Genomic DNA, 19,534 nt, shown 5'->3' with positions numbered 1-19,534 from the left:
TACAGTCTGACTCTCAGTAAAAATATGAGACTTCTAGCATCCCACAGATGAAACCAAGTCTATCAATATTACATCGACCATTCAAATGAACCGATTTATATATATATTGAAACGATTTGCGTTAGCCATTCCAGTCCTTCTGTTTGGGTTGACGATGTCGTTTTTAATCATGTATAAGGGTCCTATCGACCCGGTATTGTCTATCCTTGGTCGAGATGCAAATCCTGAGGCTGCCCGTCAGCTTCGAATTTCGCTCGGGATTATTCGCCCGAATGGAACACCGATTCCATTATGGGAACAATATGGGATGGTATTACGAGATCTTGTCACCTTTCAGTTTGGTCAATCCTGGATTATTCAGCGCGGAGCATCCGTGCAAAGCGTTATTCTTGGACGAATGGCGCCCACGCTATGGCTTGGGTGGTGGTCGGTTGTCATTGCATTATTAATTGGTATTCCGGTTGGGCTGTACGCTGGACTCAAAGCGAATACATGGGGAGATTACGTTGCCTCTGGTGGCGGTATTATCTGGCGAGCAATGCCTAACTTTTGGCTTGCAGTGATGATTGCTGGGAGTCTTTCGGCCGGTGGTGTTCTTTCATGGTATCGGGCATTTGGTGTGAATACCGATGTTATTGGAACACCCGCTGCAGTGCGGCAGCTCTTTACCGTTATTGACCCCTTTGGAGCAGCACCAATCATTGGGTTAGTGATTATTCCCATTCCAAATGTTGAGAATTTCATTATCGCGTTCAAATGGATCCTCCCTGCAGCACTTGTGCTGGGATCCGCGTCGATGGGAAACGAGATCCGGATTGGTCGGACAGCAGTTCTCGAGAGTCTGAACTCAAAGTATATTGAAACGGCAAAAGCAAAGGGACTCTCAGCACGACGAATAATTATCAAACATGTTGGTCGCAATGCAATTGTGCCACTACTACCAGTGATCATGGGTGAGTTTTATTTGCTCATCGGCGGGTCGGTACTGGTTGAGCAAGTATTCAGTATTAATGGACTTGGTAATCTATTCTTCCGGGCTGTTCTTGGTCCGGATATTCCAGTTGTGATGACACTCGTCTTTGTCTTTATTATCATCCAAGTATTATTCAATATCACACAAGACCTTCTCTACACAGTTGTTGACCCAAGGATCACACTCGAAGATACCGAACAATGAATCATACCGAATACGTCAGTACTACCACCCGCACTCGTACCTACACTCGTGTACGTGATTGCTTATTATATACTGAGATGACTTGTTCCAAATCTGAGCCTCACTCTCGAATGTCCTGAATTCAATTCATAACTTCGTTCATATGTGCGCACGCTCTCACACAACCTCGACCGTTGAGACGACCGCTGATGACCCGTTTCAGCGCGATGGCCAATCAGTTCGCGCTCGTATTACTGCCGAACCAACGCCAGCAATCAGATGGGCGGTTGTTGCCGCTGGATTGCTTGCAGTTGAGCTTGGCGCCTTTCTTGGTGGGTTATTGACAATTCTTGACGGTGTTGTCATTGGTCTGACCGCGTTTATTGATATTGCTGTTGGCGTGATTAATCCACAACTCGCAGCCACCGTTGTTGATATACAGACAACGGCTTCAAATGCAATTACGACTGCTCGCGATGCCGCTGAGGGGATTCCAACGCTCTTAAGTCGAGAGACAGTTCCGAACCAGGGTCATCTTATGAGCCCCGATGGCCCGTGGGCTGGTCCAATATTTGGTGTTGAACCAGGTCTCGCATGGGCGCTCCGTGCATTATTGATTATTGGATACTCATTATTTGTCTTCTACTGGATCTTCCGAGGATGGACAATCTTTCGTGATCACTACCGACATGCTGAATGGACCCCGACTGATGATATCGTTGATCGGCTCTCTGAGCACCGCTGGGGACAGTTTGGTATTATTATTATCGCACTATTCCTTACGATGGCACTGTTTGGACCCGCACTTGGACCAACCACTGTCGAGCAAAATATTATTTCGCCATATAGTCATGAGATTACATATCTCAACACAGATACTCAAACTGTTGAAACAATTACTGCTGGCGATGCCAATTTTGACTCGAAGTCAAAGGGTTCGAGTGAACAGAATGTTGGTCCAATGAGTTATGATGAATTCAATCGATTCCATCCGTTTGGAACACTCCCGAACGGTCGGGATTTATTCACATTTATGATGGGTGGCGCACGGATTACGCTTATCGTTGCTGGTCTTGCAATTGGATTGAGTAGTCTTATTGCTGCCACACTTGCGATGATGTCTGCATTCTATGGGGGTCGAATTGATCTTGGCATCCTCACGACAGCCGATGGTGTTGTTTCTGTCCCACAGTTATTATTATTAATTATGATTAGCGCCGTCTTTGCTGATCATTGGCTTGCAACGGTGTTAGATGGTGGGTTCCTTCTTGCGTTGATATTTGCATTCACTGGATGGCCATTTCTTTGGCGAGCTGTTCGTGGACCGGCATTACAGGTCGCCCGCGAGTCATGGGTTGATGCTGCTCGCAGCTTTGGACAGACCCCACGGACGATTATGCGAAAGCATATGCTTCCATATGTAACTGGGTATCTGTTGGTGTATGCTTCTCTCTCAACTGGGGGCATTATTATTGGACTTGCCGCCTTGTCGTTCCTTGGCAATGGTCTTGGAATTACGCCACCAACACCAGCATGGGGGCGGGCGGTTTCGCTTGGACAGAGTTATGTTTCCAGTTCATCTTGGCACATTTCATTACTCCCAGGACTGATGATTGTCCTTCTTGTGACTGGATTGAACGCATTCGGTGATGGACTGCGAGATGCAATTGATCCAGAAAGCAATGGCAGTGATCAGACTGAAGGAGTGACTGGGGGTGGTGCCTGATGGAATCGTCAGCAGGATCCAACTCAGATTCAATGATACCGGATGTCGACCGAAAAACGTCGACATCAGCTCAACCTGATGATGATGTCGTTCTTTCTGTTCACAATCTCACGACGGTTTTTCGCACTGATCGTGAAACAATCTATGCCGTTGATGGGATTGATTTTGATGTCCGTCGTGGCGAAACAGTCGGTATTGTCGGTGAGTCTGGCTCGGGTAAAAGTGTGACTGCCCGCTCAATTATGGGTCTGATCGATGCACCGGGTGAGATACTCCCAGCGTCTTCGATTAGATTCAACAATGACGAACTCACCGACTACAGCGATGATGAATATCGTGCAATCCGTGGTGATGGTATTGGAATGGTGTTTCAGGATCCTCAACAATCACTCAATCCAGTGTATACAATCGGCAATCAAATCCGTGAAGCACTTGCTGTTAATCAGAATATCCGTGGTGAGGAGGCACGTCGCCAAGCGATTGAGTTACTTGAAGCCGTTGCAATTCCAGACCCCGCCCGTCGACTTTCGGAGTACCCACATGAGTTCTCTGGCGGAATGCGACAACGAGCGGTCATTGCGATGATGCTAGCCTGTGATCCGGAATTTCTTATCTGTGATGAACCAACAACCGCACTTGATGTAACTATTCAAGCACAAATCCTTGATCTTCTCTCTGAGATACAACAGAAGCGTGATCTTTCAATCCTATTCATTACACATGATATGGGTGTTATTGCCCAAATTGCAGATCGTGTAAACGTTGTATATGCGGGTGAGATTGTTGAACAAGCTCCTGTCGAACGGCTATTTCAATCCCCACAACATCCATATACACGCGGGCTGCTAGATGCTATCCCCGGACGGCGGTCTGGTGATGATGGATTACGGACGATTGAGGGTGATGTCCCAACGCCCAATGCACCCGCAAGTAACTGTCGATTTGCGCCGCGGTGTCCAAAAGCCTTCGATGAGTGTGAGGCCGTGCCGCCACAACATGTCAGTGTTGATGATAATTCAACCCATACAACGGCCTGTCTTCTTTATCCAGCGGAGATGGAAGAATCACCGCGCGTAGCGAAACATCGTCGTCGTGCAGAGACAGAGACAGAAGCAGATGCTAATACCGGTGAATATCATGAGTAAAACAGTTGATTCTCGTCCTGACGAGTCAGCACGGTCCTCGCAGTTGGAATCCGATGTAACCACAGACCCGCTTGTGACTGTTAAAGATTTGAAAACATACTATGGTGGCGATGGTGCATTTGCGGATCCACCAGTAAAAGCAGTCGATGGGGTCAGCTTTCAAATTGAGCGTGGTGAGACGCTTGGACTTGTTGGCGAGTCTGGCTCTGGAAAGACCACGTTAGGGCGCACACTTGTCCAATTAGAGACAGCAACAGCAGGAGATATTACCTTTGATGGGACTGACGTCACGACATTACATGGCGATTCACTGACTGAGTGGCGTCAACGTGCACAAATTGTATTTCAGGATCCGGAGTCGAGTCTTAATGATCGCATGACGGTTGGTGAGATCATCCGTGAGCCACTTGATGCGCATGAATGGGGGACAAAAAGTGAACGTCGTAACCGGGTTCAAACACTACTTGCTGATGTTGGGCTTCAACCCGAACATTATGTCCGGTACCCGCACCAGTTCTCTGGTGGTCAACGCCAACGCGTCGGTATCGCACGTGCACTTGCGCTTGAACCGGAGTTTCTTGTACTTGATGAACCGGTGAGTGCGCTTGATGTGAGTGTTCAAGCGAAAATTATCTCACTGCTTGATGACCTGCAGGCAAAGTTTGGATTGACATATCTGTTTATTGCCCATGACCTTTCAGTAGTTAGACATATATGTGATCGAGTCGCAGTATTATATCTTGGAAAAATAATGGAGATTGGTGAAACAGAGCAATTGTATCAAAATCCACAGAATCCATACACGCGAGCACTGCTTTCAGCAATTCCGAATCCAGACCCACAGGATGAGACAACACGTATCACACTTCCAGGGACACCACCAAGTCCTCGTGATCCCCCGACAGGATGTCAGTTCGCGACACGATGCCCAGCGAAACTCCGCCCAAGCGAACTTGATCATCTCGATGCAACAACGTGGGAACGTATTGAGCGCTTTCGGGAAGTCGTTCGTGAGCGTTCCCGGGTAGATCCTGGTGTTCGTGGGCGGATTACCCGACAACTTGGCGTATTCTCAGCACATGATGATATTGATTCAGCTGTTACAGATCTCTTTGGCGACTTACAGGAATTCCCACCAGCAGTTGTCAACCCAATTGAATCAGCCGTCGAGCATATCAAATCAGGATATCCTGAGAAGGCACGCGAGTTACTTCGGGACACATTCGGTAGCATCTGTGATCGCGAGGAACCGACATTACAGGCTGTCAGCGATATCGATACGTCTCAGAACTCCAAAGTATCTTCCATAGCGACGACACAACGAAGCTACTGTCACTGTCATAAATCTGAACATGACGATGTCTCGACGATATTTGACCGGCGTCTCAATGACCCTGATGCTGGGACGCATTCGTCAGTTGATTAGACACTCAATCAGACACAGTCAATAATGCTACAAACATCTAAACTGATATTACAATTGACTGAGTTTCTGCTTTGGGTGTTGATTGCATCAACAGTAACTGTCATACTAAGCGGTGTCACCGCATTCGTCATTTGGACAAACCTCGTTGCTGTAAAAAATGCCTTATTTCTGGTTGGGATTCTACTTTTTGGGATTGGAAGTGTTGGAATTCAACCGAAGCGTGTTCGTCGTCGTGCAATGAACACTCGTTCGGAACATAAAGGATCATCAGACAGGACACACCGGCAAATATCGCTTGGTCAATTTTCGGCTGATACTAACACTGAATATGGGTTTGAAACGCGGATTCAAACAATCCCACCATTACGTGATAATCGCCTTTCGATCAACGAACGAGTAAGTCGCGACTGGAAACTTTTTGCGACAAGTCTCCTTGTCCTTGCGACGTCACTTTATTTTGAGATTGGACTTGATATTCATATCTGAATTAATGTATGTGGTCATATTATGCCAATGACATGATATAAAAACGAGAATAAGGAGCTGTCGTCTTGAGATGGGGAACATTCAGGCAGGTGCGCAATCATGTACTGATATAATGCGGATTGGTCCAGATTCTGGTATTCCTGGTGAGCAATCCCGCGAGTACGACATGAGTGGTAGCCCAGCACATATCGCTGCTGCCGCTGATGCCGTTCGCGATGGATGGAAAGCAACAATTGAGGATACCTATCGAATGGTTGATGATCGCGAAGCCGATGGATATCATACAGCGCTTGTGGTCGCTGCTGAAACAATGCCTCGTGGACCCACTAACGATGATCATAAAATAAATACTGAGAATATGAGTGGTGATATCAATGTCGCCAGCTCGATTATTATGACTCCCCCCGAGTGTTCATCTACACCGAAATGGGGGATCTCACATGTTGTCCCCCGCAATGCAGAGGATTCAATTGAATTTATTGATCCGCCGTTCACTGTGGATGAAACGCTCGTATATCAACGAGTGGTCAAGGGAACAGTATTCATCGTCACCGAATGCATCTGCATTGAGGAGGTATCACCACCACGGTCATTATTTATCGCTGGCGCGTACTCAATCACTCATGCCGCATCATTAGTGAGGGTTGCAATGAACTGTAATCGAATGATTTCACATCTTCACTATCTTGATGGGACACATATTGCAACGCTCTTACATGGTGACGCTACGACATTCTTCCCGAATCCTGAGCGATTTCTCAACGCTGGATTATCTGGAGAATAATCGTTGATATTACTCGAATTACAACACACGAAGTCCAGCGTAATCGAGTATGGTGATCTGCTATTCTCTGCTACTCCGGTATGCACCGCTTTTATTACCTATAGAGACTTCAAACTATCTTACACAGTCGCTATCTATACTCATACTCACTATCAGGTGTCAAAATAATAACAAGAATCCTAAGCACATAGTTCACTGATGGCTAATCTTCAAATATCATATCACAACAGTCTCCTTTCATAGATGCCTGACGTAATCAGTCTTGGTAGCATTAACGTGGATCGAATTCATCACGTCTCAGCTGACGTGCTCAAAGGTCTCACATCAGCGCATGCATGGTTTCCGGATCAGGGCGAAACAATTATACATGATGTCGAATCGCTCCCGTCATCGATCCCGACACCGCCAGATATGGTACAATATGGTGGGAAAGGAGCAAACCAGGCTATAGCTGCAACAAAGGCGGGGGCTCAAACAACGCTTCTTGGTGTTGTTGGGTCTGATGCGGAAAGCACAGGCGTTTGTGAACATCTCAGTGAATTCGGTGTCAATATCGATAATGTGCGGTCAGCAGCAATGCCAACTGGGACCGCAGATATTTTTATTGATCCCGACGGTGATAACCGTATTATAGTCCGCCCCGGTGCTAACAAGAACATTGATATCGACTATATTGATACACACTTCGAGACGATTATTGAGAGTAACTGTCTCTTGATTCAAAATGAGATCCCGCCAGATCCAGTCACTCACTTACTTGATCGGCTTGCGGCGAGTGACAATTCACCAGCTGTCTTGTTTGATCCTGCTCCCGCCGGTGGCGCTGATAAACTGCTTCACCCGGGCGCTATTGACTATGTGACACCAAATGAGACTGAATACACAGCACTCAAACCAGCACTCAGTGAGTACGATGGTGTCCTTATTCGCAAAGCAGGTGGTGATGACGTTATTGTCGAGATACCGGACTATCTTACCCTCTCTCCCCCTCGAATAATTCCTGATGAGTCTGAGTCTGATATCCCCGATCAGATACACGTGACAACGGACCCAGAAGATGAAACTCAAACCGAAGGAAGAATACCGGATTCAACTCGATTATCGATTACACCTCCTGCGGTTGAGACAGTCGATACGACAGGTGCTGGTGATGTTCTTAGCGGTTATCTTGCTGCTCGGCTTCCGGTGGAAAAGTCACTATTACAGGCAGTCGAGAAAGCGATTATTGCTGGATCATTATCGACGCAGCATGCTGGCGCACAAAACGGGATTCCAGCGCTATCGACCGTTCAAGAGTTTCAATCAAATAACCGGCATTAACCGCATACGCTGACTGTGTTTGCTCTTCGGTAGTGATAGCGTTAATTAGTATCACCAATATCTGATGTATTGATTATTTTATTATATATCATATGTGTCTATCTAGATCAGATTCTTATAGATACTTGATATATATTCCATTCATGGCTAAATCAAACCAGTTTGAGGATAGGGTGGACGCGGGAGAGCAACTAGCCGCAGCGCTTCACACGTATGAGATCGATGCTGATATTACACTTGCTATTCCACGCGGAGGACTTCCACTGGGGCGAGTAGTCGCGGACACTGTTTCAACGCCGCTTGATATTATCGTTGCAAAGAAAATTGCTGCACCCAGAAATACTGAATATGCTATCGGTGCTGTTGCCAGTGATGGGTCTGTCTGGCGGAATGATACAGCAATCCAACAAACTGGTGCTAGTGAGACGTATTTTGAGCAGGAGCAAGCAGCGATTGCAAAGCAAGCTAACCAGAAGGCAATCCGCTATCGTGAGAATGATGATTTTCCAGATCTTACCAATAGTCATGTTATTATCGTCGACGATGGCGCAGCAACAGGGGCGACCATCCAAGCCTGTCTCGATCAAGTTGGTAAGATCAATACAACATCTGTGACGGTTGCAGTTCCTGTTGCACCATCTGATACTGTCAAAATGCTTGAACAAAGTGCTGACTCGGTTATTTGCTTGAATACACCACAGCAATTCCGTGGTGTTGGGCAGTTTTATCAGACGTTCGAGCAGGTCTCTGACGCAGAAGCAATGTCATATCTATAATAATAGGTTATTCTCACCGAGCAAAATTAGCGTGATCAGTGACCGAGTCTCGACCACCGAAGCACAGCAATTTTTCAGTATCAAAGCGAGGACTGATTTTTTCAACTGATGATTACAGAGTTATATTGGATGGCGGAGAGAGACTGATGTTGTGATGAGTCACGGTTACTATTGTATCTCTATTCATCTGTGGCAACGCAGTCAGGTGGTTTTCCGATTCGAAACCCTTTTTTACGCAGTCAGCTTCACCTGAAATGAGCCGCCTTAGCTCAGACTGGGAGAGCACTCGACTGAAGATCGAGCTGTCCCCGGTTCAAATCCGGGAGGCGGCATCCTGTTATCGGTCGAATGAGATTTGAGAGTGCCGACACCGTCATGCGATTTTGGTTTCTTTCGCGCAATTTCAACCGGTGACTGGGCGCATCCTGTCACGTCCGGTGTTCTGCAATGGCTCTTTGGTCCCAGTTCCTTGGCTATTCTCGATGGACTGACGAAGAGGAGATGTGACCTAAATCAAGACGGTAATTGAGGAGGGTCTTCTGTGGATCTCGTATGGTCTCCAGATAATTCCACCCAGAGTGGCCTCAATTATCACGACCGATTTCAATATTGGCGTCAGTATGAAGCAGAACCTGAGGTACAGAACACATTGGCGGAGATTGATGATCTTGCTAGGTACGATATTGATTACCTCCGTCAGATGGGAGGGGTACTCGGAAATACCGAAACGTTGGACGAGGAACTCTCCTCAACCAATCACTTCCTTCGTATAGTTAGAACAAGCCAACGGAATTACAACATCCACGGTAATGCGAGTGCACCATCGATAGCGCCAATAGTGCTCAGTCTCTGCTGTTTCGTTTTCTGGGATACGATCAGGGAAGATTCTTATCAGAGATACCAAAGTGAAATTCTCAGATAGATTAAAAGACAGTAGGGATAGGCTCTGAGTAGTATATCACTCTATGCCCCTTCTTTATTCACCGTTGCTTTCTTTAATGAGGGATAGGGTTTCCTCGTAGTGAAGAAGGACCAATATCCAGCCAAAGGTTGGTATTTAGACGTTACGAGAGATCCAGACAAATATGGCTCTACTCGTGCAACGGCTTGTGACCCGACCCCTCTGGAAGCTTCGGGGCTCGATAATGAATGATGCGAAGACACCTGCGAATAAATCTTATGAGTGAACACAGACTTCTTGTGTCGATCAGAACTCAGCAAAATTCGGACCTACTCACAGCACGTAACAGCGGAATCAAGTTCATCGGCTCGTTCCCACTCCTGCTGGACAACAAGAACTGCGTCTCGAAGCGAGTTCAGGAGGCGGTCAATGACGTCCGGCGGATGTGAGTCGACGAACTGCGCTGGTCCGCTCAAATAATTCAGCTCGAATTAAATATCCAAGCTGACAGGTATGTTGACGGGAAAACGTCATTGTTCAACTCACTGCCTCAAATAATTCTTTGAGAAAGTTCTTGAGGTGCTAACAAGCGCTCTTTCAGTCGAGTGTTGGTGCAACAGACCCAGCATCAAGAGAGTCAGACTCGCTGTAATGAATGTGTTTCCATATCTAGATACGCATTAGGGTGATAAGAGATCTAGCAACTAGTCTCTAGAGTAGAGTCTATCATTTGTCCGTTTTCACCGTCTCGAATGAATTGGTGATTAGGACGACAACATGTTGCTTAACAGTCGTTGGCAATACAACTACCATTTTATATCTGATACGTTTTTACTCGCAGACCTTACAGATGAGACTTCAGCGAGGTGCACATTATACACGGGGAGATTCAAACGCGAGTGATGGCGCATGCTGTTCGACGGAGTGCCAGCATAGCTAAGCCAAGCGCATCATGTGGTCACATTACTCCTTATCAGGACAATTCGGTTGATGTTCCGTAAGTGCCCGGTCAATAGCGCCCCAGTCAACTGGCGGGTCGAATCCTTTGAGGGTCGCATCAAACGCCTCGACGTCGTCCCCGAACCGGTCACGCCATGCTGGAGTGGCGTGCGTATCGAGCGCTGAGTTGAGATCAGTGACCTGCTCCTCCGCCCGGTTTATTCGATCGGCGAGTCCGGTTCGGATATAGGCATCTGTGCGGTCGGCAAGCCTGCGGAGATCAGCAAGTTCTGCATGGAGGTCGGTGAGTAAAAGTAAGAGCACCTGTGTCCGCATCGTGGCATCCGCCCACTGGACCGCCGGATCCACGGTCATGGTCATAGACTCGTCCACCAGCTCATCAACTGTGGTAGCGAGTTCATCGGCTGCGTCAACTACCACCTCCAAGTCCTCGACGAACTCGTCGTAGCGGCGGTCCGGGCGATTCAGCCACGACTCGAACTGCTCAGCATCGAACGAGAAATCTTCAGCCGCCTCAATCGCCTCCTGTGCAATCACGATAATCTCTCGGATGTGGACCGCGAACTTGTAGACTTCGACGGGCTGGCTTTCGACGTCCTCTGGGATTGATATCCCAGGACGGAGTTCTGGAATCCGCGATTCGATTGCCGATAACCGCTCACTGAATCTGTTAAGACGCGCCCGCACCGTTGGGATATCCTCAACAGGTTCGGCTACTCTAGCTATATCGTCGTAAGCATCTCCGGCGAGTTCAATTCGGGTCTCTGCTGTCGCAAGAAGTTTTGAGACGTCGGACACAGTGGTCTCGATCGCCGCCTGGGTGACCATCCCGTCATTAGTCACTGGTCTGAGCGCGTCGCGGACAGTGTCGGCGTCGGCGTCGGGATCGTCGACTGCTGTCACCACGTCGCTAACGGTGACCCTGCTGGACTTCTCGGTGTGCATATTTGCAGTCTGCGTCTCCAATGGGTAACTCTTGATAAGTTTCATTCCCTGGAAACATTACTCGCATGGAGTGCTATAATGAAATATATAGCACTAGCTTCAAACGTCACATCTATTGAGTCCTCGGTAGGGGTATTATAAATCGTTTTACTTGAACTTGATAGACAGTTATTCGATGTCAAAAGCCAACGCGGGCGACACACAAGTATCGCGGCGAAAGTTCCTCCTTACTTCAGGGGCAATCGGCGCAGCCGGTCTCGCCGGTTGCTCGTCAAGTGAGGGCAACAGTAGTGAGGAATCCGACGGTGGCGATAGTTCCGACAGCTCTGACAGTAGTGACAGCTCTGGTGGTAGTGAAATCAGCCTCCTCAACGCAGAGGGGTCATCGACTGTCTATCCAATCTCGAACAAGGGCAGTTCCTACTGGAATGCGAACGCGCCGCCGAGTGACGGCGAATACTGGGGCTCCACCGACGAGAGCACTGTGCCAGGATGGAGCGAGTTCGACAATACCGATATGAACCTCGCAGATTACTTCGCGAGTTTATATGGCTTTGACCCAACCGAAACGCGTTCCGACCCGCCATACCCGACAACGGTGAGTTTGAGTCACTCAGGAACCGGGTGTAAAGCAGTCCGTGACGGACTCGTTGACATTGGTAACTCCTCTGGTCCAATCACCGCTGAACTCGGGATCAGCGACGAGAAAGCATCAGAGGAATACGTTGACCATGTTGTCGGTCGCGACGGTCAGCCAGTCGTTGTGAGCAAGGAAATCTTCGATGCAGGCGTGACCCAGATAACCGGCGAGCAAGTCCGAGGGATCTACCAGGGTGAGATTACTAATTGGTCGGAGATCGGTGGTCCAGATCAAGAGATCTTCGTTATCGGTCGTGCTGAAGGCTCCGGTACTGACACCTCATTCCGGCTGAATATGCTGGGCGCCGCTGACGCATCGATGTCAGGCGTTAGCTCGCGATTCGGGCAGAATCAGCAGGTTGCCGAAGCGGTCGCAAACAACGAAGGCGCAATCGCATATATGGCGCTAGCGTTCACGAGCGACCAGGTCCCACCAGTCGCAATCGATTTTGACGGTACGGTCTACAAGCCGGATAAGGACGCTGAGAACACTATCTTCGACAGCGCCTACCCGCTTAATCGTGACCTCCACATGTACACGCGGATCACTGAGGAGACTCCAGGTGGGACCGATATGCAGGAAGGTGCATTCCTCAACATGTTCTTGACATCATTCGGTCAGCAGGTATTCGTCGAGCAGAATAATTACATCCCACTACCTACGAAGGATATCCAAGCTGAGGCTGAGAAGTTACCAGATCAGGTGTAGGTACCGTCCGTCGATAATATTCCGTCCGTTTTTTGTTCATAACCATACGTAACATACTATGATAGGAACACAAGTTGTCGCTGCGCGTAACGCGCTCACGCATCGGTGGCAACGATTATCCAGTTTTGTCGGGGATCAGGAGCCGCTAGCTGTTGCGACAGTTGGTATTATGACAATCGCGCTGGTGTCAGCGCTTGTTGGATTCCTACTTGTATCGCCATTTACCATTATTCCCTTCGGCATATTTCTCATCGCAGCTAGCTATGGGTGGCTGAACTATCAGGGACTAACTGCGCGGATGCTGACACTCTCGATGACGGTTTCAACCATCTTGATCCTGCTTTTGATCACGCTATTTATTTTCATGAAGTCAGTTCCCGTGATTCAATACGAAAGCCAGAGTGTTCTCGGTGTCAGTGTGCCAGGGCTCCGGATGTTCACACAGGTTCAGTGGGATGCGGTGTCACCACCAATTCGATACTCAATGGTCCCAATGATCCACGGCACAGTTATGGTGACAACGATTGCGACAGTGGTAGCCGCACCTCTTGGCGTTTCAGCAGCGCTTTTTCTCTCAGAGATTGCGCCGACAACCGTCCGTGAACTCGTCAAGCCAGGCGTTGAGATCCTCGCCGGCATTCCCTCGATCGTTTATGGGTTCATCGGGTTCACCATCCTAAGCCCATGGGCGGCCGACCAATTTCAGATCACCGGTCAAGGGTCGTACTTGTTTGTTGGAATCGTTGTTGGGTTGATGGCGTTGCCGACGGTTGTGTCGGTCGCCGAGGATGCCCTCAATAGTGTCCCTGAGTCGATGAAGAGTGGGTCGTTGGCAATGGGGACAACCGACTGGCAGACGATGACCTCGATTACGCTGCCTGCTGCCTTCTCTGGGGTTTCGGCGGCAGTTTTGCTTGGAGTCGGGCGGGCAATCGGTGAGACAATGGCGGCAACGGTTATGCTCCGGGGTGTCCCGCAGTTAACGAAACCACTATATAACGCGTTTTATGGTCAGGCTACGCTTACTTCATTGATTGCGAATAACTATGGCGAGGCTGACGGACTCCAGATGGACGCGCTGTTCGCAGCAGGCGTAATCCTGTTCATTACTGTCATCGTCATTTCAATTGGCTCGCAGTATATCGAGTGGCAGATGCAACGGAAACTCGGGGGTGAGAGTTGATGGCGGGTGCGACAGAAACTCGGCTCATCGGTCGCGACACCTCAGGGGTGGACGCAATCGCAGCGGTCACTATCGGACTGTCAGCGATATTGTTCGTACTGTCGCTAGCTGCACTGTTCGAGATTATCACAATCAGCGATCCCGTCGCTGGGATCTCGACCGTAACACTGTTAGGTGGAATATTGGTTCTACTCGGTGGTGTCGTGATTGGTTTTGGCATCGGGTCATACGTAGGCGTTGTTGAGACACAGCCTAGCTCGAGCGCCGGTCTCGTTGCGTCTGCGACATTCTCGCTCGTATGGTTCGCCCTGGGTGGGATCATGGCGCAGGTAATCGGGGTCGGCGGAATTACATGGCTGCCTATCGCGCTTATTATTGGGGGGGCAGCATTCGCGGTGACAGCCGTTCTACGAGAGGACATCGGCTCGACGCTCCCAGCGGGCGCGGTGACCATGTTTGTAGGTATTGTATATCTCACCGGTACAATCGGTCCTGCATGGATCTGGGAGCTAAGTTGGGAACAGCAGGCGTCGCTGACCGCGGAGTTTGTGATCCCAGTTGGGACTCTGTTTTGTGCGCTTCTCACTGGGTGGGCTGCGGCGAAAACATACGGAGGCTTTGGCGCGCGTGGTCGGCGGATGGGAGCATATCTGTTAATCTACTTGAATGCCTCTTCCATTGTTGGGGTGCTGTTTATTCTCATTGCGTTTACCACTTTGAAGGGAGTTCCAGGCTTATTCACAGGCGCGACAGTTGGTCTTGGGGTCGGTCCAACAGTATTTGGCGTGACACTTCCAATCTCGCTGCCGTTCGTCATGAACGGTGCGTCACTGTTCAACGAGTTCCAGGGCGTGCTGCCTGCGATTGTCGGGACAATCTGGCTTGTGATTGGCGCGGTCTTGTTTGCGGTTCCCCTCGGCGTTGGAGCAGCGGTTTTCCTGACCGAATACGCCGAGCGCGGTCGGTTTACTCAAGTGGTTGAGGTAGCCACAAATGGATTATGGAGCACGCCAAGCATTGTTTTCGGACTCTTCGGGTTTGCATTCTTAGTGCCACGGTTCGGCGGCAACAAGTCGCTGATCTCGGGGATGCTGACGCTCGGATTCATGCTACTACCGCTCGTGCTGATCACGAGTCGTGAGGCGATACTCGCCGTCCCTGACGAGTACCGCGACGCAAGCGCGGCGCTAGGAGTCTCGAAATGGCAGACGATTCGGAGTGTGGTTGTGCCGGCAGCATTGCCTGGCGTCGTGACCGGTGTCATCCTTGGTGTGGGTCGGATTGCAGGTGAGACTGCGCCTATTCTATTAACGATGACCGGTGGGACATTCGTACCAGGCGGTCAGACAGCTGATGTCATCGGTGGGTTCCAGTTCACCGCAACGCCACCATTCGTTGCGAATCCTGAGTTGCTTCAGGCAACAACCGCTCTGCCTTTCCAATTATATGCGCTTATTACTGCAGGGGTTGGACTGGGCGACACCGTCAGTTCACCCGAGCAGTTCCAGTGGGCGACTGCATTCGTCCTGCTCTTTATTGTGCTTTCGTTCTACGCAGTTGGAATCGGAGCGCGATACTACTTCCGGAGGAAGCTCCAACATGAGTGAAACTACATACACTACGACCGAGGATACCGACGATACCAATAGTACTGACAGCATGGTCGGAACGACGACCGGCGAAACCGATGAATACGTCCGCGAAGAGTGGCGTGAGTACTCTTTTGACGTCCCGACAAAGCTTGGGGTCGACGATCTTGATGTGTACTACGGCGATGACCAAGCGCTAGAAGGCGTGTCGATGGAAATTCCTGAAAAGAGTGTAACCGCACTTATTGGTCCTTCCGGTTGTGGAAAATCGACATTCCTTCGATGTCTCAATCGGATGAATGACCGCGTGTCAAGCGCGCGGATTGATGGGTCGGTTACGCTTGATAGTCAGGAGATCTATCAAGATGGTGTGAACCTCGTTGAACTCCGAAAGCGGGTTGGAATGGTATTTCAGTCACCGAACCCGTTTCCGAAATCTATCCGTGAAAACATTGCATATGGTCCGGAGAAACACGGCGATATTGACACCGGCGTACTCGCGAGGTTACTCGGTCGCAGTGACGAAAAACAACGCGAGGAACTGGTTGAGCGGTGTCTTCGGGACGCCGCGCTGTGGGATGAGGTTCACGACCGTCTTGATGACAACGCTCTCGGCCTTTCGGGCGGTCAACAACAACGGCTCTGCATTGCTCGGTGTTTATCAGTCGATCCGGAAGTGATCCTGATGGACGAGCCTGCGTCGGCGCTGGACCCGATTGCAACCGCGAAGATTGAGGATCTTATTGCCGAACTCAGCAAAGAGTATACGGTTGTTATTGTTACTCATAATATGCAACAAGCTGCACGGATATCAGAGCAGACAGCAGTGTTTCTGACCGGCGGTGAGCTTGTTGAGTACGGTGACACCGATCAGGTCTTCGAAAACCCACAGAGCGAACGAGTCGAGGATTATATCACAGGAAAGTTTGGATAATGTGTGTCGAATTCGAGTCTGAATCCGTGTCGTAGCATAAATAGCAAAGACGGCTAGATATTGTGTTACGTCCCGATACTGTGGAGGTGGATGATCTTGTGGTTGACTGAGGCTGAGACTAGGGCTGGATTATTCTTTATCACCTTTGAACATCAAAGAACCACTGACATTCGTTCTATGCTGGAGCGGGATTGATGACTGTCGATAATATATCCGAACTCTCGCTCCAGCAGGCGACTTTCTGTTAATAGTCATGGGGTGGCTTCAGTTCCCAGTTCCCAGTCATCAACTGCCCCGTATATTCGCCGAATCGATAGAATTTCCTCAGACCTCAATCCAACAATAGTATGGAGGTTTTTGAGTCGACAGAGAAGACAAGTATAATATTCTGGCGTGTTGTCACCATCGCAACTGGGTGGCTGGTGCTGTTATTCGTCGGCTCATATCTCATCACTCCAGCGAGTATTCTCACAGTAGTTATGAACGACCTCGATATCACCGAAGCCACGGCTGCAGCCCTTGTCTCGATGCCACAGGTTACAGCAACAGTTGTTGGCATACCAGTCGGGCTATACCTCGACCGTGTCCAAACTCGTGGCGTTGTCCCTGCCGCTGCTGTTGTACTTCTTATCGGGAGTGTGGGTGATTGGTTTGCCGGCGGCGCAGGAAACATACTGTTACTCATTGCTTCGCGGCTGTTCGCTGGTGCTGGAATGTTTGTCTTATGGGTTGTTTGTATCAATGTTGCATCAAGTACTGTTCCACCAACCCGACGGGCAACGGCAACATCGGTGATTATCTCTGGATACCCAGCAGGATACGCGCTCGGGCAATTTAGCGCCCCCCGTGTTGCCGAAATCGTCGGCTGGCCAGGCGTGTTTCCACTCTTTGGCGCAGCGGTTCTGGTATCGTCAGTTGTATTTTATTTTGCGGTTGGGAATGTCACTCGGTTTGAAACGCCGGCTGAATCACCTACATTTGCTGAATTCAGACAGGTGTTTGTTAATCGAAATATCTGGTCTATTGTTATTGTTACTGTCCTTGCATACTCATTATATATGGTATTCAATTCATGGATGCCTACATATATTATCCAGCAGTTTGATATTTCATTGGCGGAGAGCGGGACATTTGTTGCCTTATTCCCAGCTGTTGGTATTATTGCCCGACCAGTTGGTGGATGGGTCTCGGATGTTGTATTGAATCAGCGTCGACGACCTATCTTCGCCGCATCGTTTGTTGGTGCTATCGTGGTCACGGTTGCTCTTTTTTACACAATCAGCGTCACCATATTGGTCATGATGCTCATTTTGGCGGGAGTAGTCATTCAACTTCAAATTGGACTACTGTACCAGTCAGCACAGGAATTTGTTGATCCAAAGGCTGCCGGCACAGCCGTCTCGATTGCGAGTGTTGCTGGTTGGCTGGGGTCATTTGTCGCGCCTGTCATCGCCGGTGAACTTGTTGCAATCACTGGTAGTTATGTAATAATACTCTGGTTTGCCGGCAGCCTTGGCGTCGCAGGGGGATTCTCTGTCTGGCGAATGTCTGAATCTGGGATCGATATGGCACCATCGTGAACTACCCCGCCCTGCTCGGCCTGACGGCCTCGCTGAGGGCGGGGCTTCCTGCTTCTACGACATACTTTGCAGATACAGGTGTATCCACAGGGAGTGCAGTCTCCACAGGCGTTGACGAATCGCGGGGCGATCCGTTCGCACACCAGAACCAGAAATCTCCGATTTCTGGGGACGTTTCTTCGGGGTGTCCCACTCCTAGTTGCTCGACGGGGTGATTCCGTGGGGCAACGCACGCTTCTTGTCGCGTTTGAACGCTATCCCTGTCCGTCAGCCTCGCACGGAGCGAGTCGTTCCGAATGGAACGACGAGCGAATCGAAGCCGACAGATCGGAACACCCGTCTTACTTTTCTTGTCCGGTGTCCGACAATATAACTGCTTACATAGGCGAGTCTGCCGACGCACAGTGTACAACTAGATGATGACGGCGCTGTATCCCCTTCCCTCCCTACTGCGCTCCTTGTCCGCTCGCGCGGACTGCGGTGCTCCTTGAGGGAGGGGGCTTAGCGCCTGTATTCAGCTAAAACAATTACCAATAGGTTCGTGACCAGCGATGGTGTTGGTATCGGTTCGATGGGCGATATTTGATGATATTTTAACAGGGTCGAATGTGTTAAAATACCGTTTTCCGTGATATCGACCCTCTCTCATCCGATTCGACCACGGTGCGGATAGTCATGATATACTGGAGTGATATCATCACCTACGATTGCACAATTGCATTCTTACGCAAACGACAATTCTCACCGGGATTCTATTTCGATTTGGTCAGGAAGATCCAATTTCTCGTTCTTATGAATCGGGACAAACCGGATCACCGTGAGAGGGTTCATTTGATGGACTACACGGTTTTCACGTCATGTGATGGATATCAAGATCCGTTTATGTCCTCTAGTTTTGCTTCGGCTTCAATTTCTACAAGAAGTTCTGGTTTGGCGAGTCCCTCAATTTGTAGCATGGTCGCAGCTGGTCGGATATCTGCAAAAATCTCACCATGTGCGCGCCCAACAGCATCTTGATGAGCGATATCGGTGATATACATTCGTGTCCGCACAACATCGTCAAGATTCGCACCGACGTCCGCAAGTGCATCCGCGATGATATCTAGAATATGTTGGGTCTGAGCGTACGGGTCTCCTTCGGCAACAACATTTCCGTCTAGATCAACTGCTGTTGTCCCAGCGATATAAATGGTGTTTCCGGCTCGAAGCGCTCGTGAGTAACCATTCTGTGTTTCCCATTCTGTGCCAGTTGAGGCACGCTGACGCTCCATACTA

At 49.4% G+C, this 19,534-nt stretch carries 16 protein-coding genes, 1 tRNA gene and 1 pseudogene; 14 read left to right on the top strand and 4 right to left on the bottom strand.

Going from position 1 to position 19,534, the window contains the following annotated elements; all coding sequences use genetic code 11:
- Positions 1 to 85: 85 nt before the first annotated feature.
- The 9 genes from HQRW_RS02725 to HQRW_RS02685 all read left to right on the top strand — a co-directional run bounded on the left by HQRW_RS02725 (position 86) and on the right by HQRW_RS02685 (position 9,151).
- On the top strand, positions 86 to 1,177 hold the full coding sequence (locus HQRW_RS02725; protein WP_014555367.1) for an ABC transporter permease: 1,092 nt from the start codon (positions 86 to 88) through the stop codon (positions 1,175 to 1,177).
- Positions 1,178 to 1,319: 142 nt separating this feature from the next.
- Entirely contained in the window at positions 1,320 to 2,882 is a 1,563-nt protein-coding gene (locus HQRW_RS02720; protein ID WP_014555366.1) for an ABC transporter permease, read from the top strand.
- Between the two features lie 32 nt (positions 2,883 to 2,914).
- The gene (locus tag HQRW_RS02715) at positions 2,915 to 4,027 is read left to right on the top strand and encodes an ABC transporter ATP-binding protein (protein WP_049892228.1); all 1,113 of its coding nucleotides are present in this window, start codon (positions 2,915 to 2,917) and stop codon (positions 4,025 to 4,027) included.
- Entirely contained in the window at positions 4,020 to 5,453 is a 1,434-nt protein-coding gene (locus HQRW_RS02710; protein WP_014555364.1) for an ABC transporter ATP-binding protein, read from the top strand. The genes HQRW_RS02715 and HQRW_RS02710 overlap by 8 nt, the downstream gene beginning before the upstream one ends.
- 24 nt (positions 5,454 to 5,477) lie before the next feature.
- Positions 5,478 to 5,939: a DUF7555 family protein gene (locus HQRW_RS02705; RefSeq protein ID WP_014555363.1), complete on the top strand. Its 462-nt coding sequence runs from the start codon at positions 5,478 to 5,480 to the stop codon at positions 5,937 to 5,939.
- A gap of 70 nt (positions 5,940 to 6,009) precedes the next feature.
- Positions 6,010 to 6,723, top strand: coding sequence for a DUF7529 family protein (locus HQRW_RS02700; RefSeq protein WP_014555362.1), 714 nt, complete (start codon positions 6,010 to 6,012; stop codon positions 6,721 to 6,723).
- Positions 6,724 to 6,966: 243 nt separating this feature from the next.
- Positions 6,967 to 8,043, top strand: coding sequence for a PfkB family carbohydrate kinase (locus HQRW_RS02695; RefSeq protein WP_014555361.1), 1,077 nt, complete (start codon positions 6,967 to 6,969; stop codon positions 8,041 to 8,043).
- A gap of 143 nt (positions 8,044 to 8,186) precedes the next feature.
- Entirely contained in the window at positions 8,187 to 8,819 is a 633-nt protein-coding gene (locus tag HQRW_RS02690) for a phosphoribosyltransferase (RefSeq protein WP_014555360.1), read from the top strand.
- 258 nt (positions 8,820 to 9,077) lie between these two features.
- Positions 9,078 to 9,151: transfer RNA gene (locus HQRW_RS02685), tRNA-Phe, on the top strand.
- 898 nt (positions 9,152 to 10,049) lie between these two features.
- Here the strand turns inward: HQRW_RS02685 and HQRW_RS15785 are convergent.
- Both HQRW_RS15785 and HQRW_RS02675 read right to left on the bottom strand, forming a co-directional pair.
- Positions 10,050 to 10,196: a hypothetical protein gene (locus HQRW_RS15785; protein WP_158307732.1), complete on the bottom strand. Its 147-nt coding sequence runs from the start codon at positions 10,194 to 10,196 to the stop codon at positions 10,050 to 10,052.
- Positions 10,197 to 10,683: 487 nt separating this feature from the next.
- Entirely contained in the window at positions 10,684 to 11,625 is a 942-nt protein-coding gene (locus tag HQRW_RS02675) for a halo transducer protein (RefSeq protein ID WP_231852397.1), read from the bottom strand.
- A 175-nt stretch (positions 11,626 to 11,800) separates the two neighbouring features.
- Here HQRW_RS02675 and HQRW_RS02670 point away from each other — a divergent pair, with 175 nt between their 5' ends.
- The 5 genes from HQRW_RS02670 (at position 11,801) to HQRW_RS02650 (ending at position 18,259) form a co-directional block, all read left to right on the top strand.
- Positions 11,801 to 12,973 (top strand): phosphate ABC transporter substrate-binding protein, encoded by a 1,173-nt coding sequence (locus HQRW_RS02670; RefSeq protein ID WP_011570753.1) that lies wholly within the window; start codon positions 11,801 to 11,803, stop codon positions 12,971 to 12,973.
- Between the two features lie 58 nt (positions 12,974 to 13,031).
- A complete protein-coding gene (gene pstC / locus HQRW_RS02665; protein ID WP_011570752.1) occupies positions 13,032 to 14,156 on the top strand; it encodes a phosphate ABC transporter permease subunit PstC in 1,125 nt (374 codons plus the stop codon).
- Positions 14,156 to 15,763 carry a phosphate ABC transporter permease PstA gene (gene pstA, locus HQRW_RS02660; protein WP_014555357.1) on the top strand — a complete coding sequence of 536 codons (1,608 nt, stop codon included), beginning with the start codon at positions 14,156 to 14,158 and terminating at the stop codon, positions 15,761 to 15,763. The genes pstC and pstA overlap by 1 nt, the downstream gene beginning before the upstream one ends.
- Before the next feature lie 52 nt (positions 15,764 to 15,815).
- Entirely contained in the window at positions 15,816 to 16,679 is an 864-nt protein-coding gene (pstB, locus tag HQRW_RS02655; protein ID WP_231852469.1) for a phosphate ABC transporter ATP-binding protein PstB, read from the top strand.
- 347 nt (positions 16,680 to 17,026) lie between these two features.
- A complete protein-coding gene (locus HQRW_RS02650) occupies positions 17,027 to 18,259 on the top strand; it encodes an MFS transporter (protein ID WP_014555355.1) in 1,233 nt (410 codons plus the stop codon).
- 1 nt (position 18,260) lies between these two features.
- Here HQRW_RS02650 and HQRW_RS16880 read toward each other — a convergent pair.
- Together HQRW_RS16880 and HQRW_RS02645 are read right to left on the bottom strand one after the other, a co-directional pair.
- Positions 18,261 to 18,467: pseudogene (locus HQRW_RS16880) on the bottom strand (hypothetical protein); the annotation flags it as partial.
- A 661-nt stretch (positions 18,468 to 19,128) separates the two neighbouring features.
- Positions 19,129 to 19,530: a RidA family protein gene (locus tag HQRW_RS02645; protein WP_014555354.1), complete on the bottom strand. Its 402-nt coding sequence runs from the start codon at positions 19,528 to 19,530 to the stop codon at positions 19,129 to 19,131.
- Positions 19,531 to 19,534 lie beyond the last annotated feature (4 nt).

It is taken from the genome of Haloquadratum walsbyi C23 (assembly GCF_000237865.1).
In the GTDB taxonomy this organism is placed as follows: domain Archaea; phylum Halobacteriota; class Halobacteria; order Halobacteriales; family Haloferacaceae; genus Haloquadratum; species Haloquadratum walsbyi.
Note: the sequence above shows the minus strand (reverse complement) of the source record. Positions and strands in the feature narration are given on the sequence as shown.